The organism is uncultured Planktosalinus sp., from assembly GCF_963973675.1.
Classification (GTDB): Bacteria; Bacteroidota; Bacteroidia; order Flavobacteriales; family Flavobacteriaceae; genus Planktosalinus.
Map to the genome: position 1 here is coordinate 1 of NZ_CAXBAN010000463.1, position 1,700 is coordinate 1,700.

Sequence of the window (1,700 nt, forward strand, 5' to 3'; positions counted from 1 at the left end):
TGGAACGGGAACTACAGCAATTCAATCAATCACAACAATTGCATCTATATTGAGTTTAGTAACAACTACAATAATTTTATTTAGCAGACTTTAAATTAATGAATGAAGAATTTGAAATAGACCAACTTCAAACCAACTTTGATTTTAAAGGCTTTTTAATGAAGCTTATATCTTATTGGCCCTTATTTTTGGTCTCACTGGTTATTGCTTTTAGTATTGCATATTACATCAATGTTAGAAAACTTCCTGTTTACCAAATGAGTAATATGATTTCTATTAAGGACGATCAAAACCCTTTTTTTACAACCAATACAAGTTTGACATTTAATTGGGGTGGAACCACCGATAAGGTGAACACAGCCATGGTAACTTTAAAAACCAGATCGCACAACGAAAAAGTAGTAGAACATCTTCAATACTATTTAAATTACTTAAAAGAAGGAGATTACCAGCTTGAAAATGCCTATGCTCAAACTCCATTTATAGTTGAAGTCGATACATCTAAATATCAAATTTTAAACACTTTAATTAGTATAACGGCTCTTGATAAGAGTAGTTATTTACTCAAAACAACTTTTGAAGAGAGAATTTATCCAACTCAAAACTATAATACAAAAGAAAAAGGGTCAATTGCGATGCCAGCAGAAGAATTTGAAAGAACTTTTCAGTTTGGTCAAAAATTAGATTTACCTTTTTTCTCTGGAACAATAGAAAGGTCTGAAAAAGGTCTACAAACCGGAAAGACCTATTTTTTCAGATTTCAAAATTTTGACGGTGTTGTGGCAAGATACCGTAACATCAATATTCAACCTGAATCTCAGGGAGCATCTGTACTGAATTTGAGGTTAACTGGAAACAATAAAGCAGAACTTGTTGATTATTTAAACGCTACAGTTCAAATTTTAGGTGAAGATGTTTTAGAGCGTAAAAACCTTTTCGCTACAAGGACTATTCGTTTTATTGACAGTACGTTAGCTATAAAATCCGGAGAACTTTCTGAAGTTCAGAATGAATTGGAAGCATTTAGAAATGCTTCATCTGTTTATGATTTAAGTTCAGAGGGACAGGAATTAAGCAGTAAATTAACAACTTTAGATTCAAGAAAGTCAGTTATAGAGCAGCAAATTGATTACTATAACACACTCGAAGATTATTTAGTTAGCAGGACAGATTATAGCAATGTGCCAGCCCCGTCAGTAGCCGGAATTACAGAAGCAAGTATTGTAAGTGGTGTAAGTAGGATCATAACTCTAGCAGAGGAAAGAAATAAATTACAGTATTCTTTTAAAGAGGGAGCTCCGGTGTTTGCAGATATAGACAGGCAAATTAATGCTGTTAAAGCTGTTTTACTTGAAAACATTAATTCTTCAATGGTTTTGAAGAATAAAGAAATTAATGAGATTAACACTGAAATTTCTAAAGCTGAATCTGAAATTAGAAGGCTACCAAAAGAACAACAACAATTATTGAGTATTCAAAGGAGATATGATTTAAGCAGTCAGGCCTATAATTTGTTTTTGGCAAAAAGAAGTGAAGCAGGCCTGGTAAAAGCAGCTAATGTAAGCGATGTTTTGGTTATTGACCCTGCAAAAGATATAGGTGGTGGTCAAGTTGGACCAAACAACCAACTTAACTATATTATGGCTGCTGTTTTTGGTACATTCATACCTTTTGTGTTCGTTTTTTTAATTGTCTTTTTT

At 32.8% G+C, this 1,700-nt stretch carries 1 protein-coding gene; it reads left to right on the forward strand.

What is annotated here, in order from left to right; translation table 11 throughout:
* Window positions 1-98 precede the first annotated feature (98 nt).
* On the forward strand, window positions 99-1,700 hold a 1,602-nt coding region (locus AACY61_RS13360), incomplete at its 3' end, for a GNVR domain-containing protein (protein WP_339612075.1).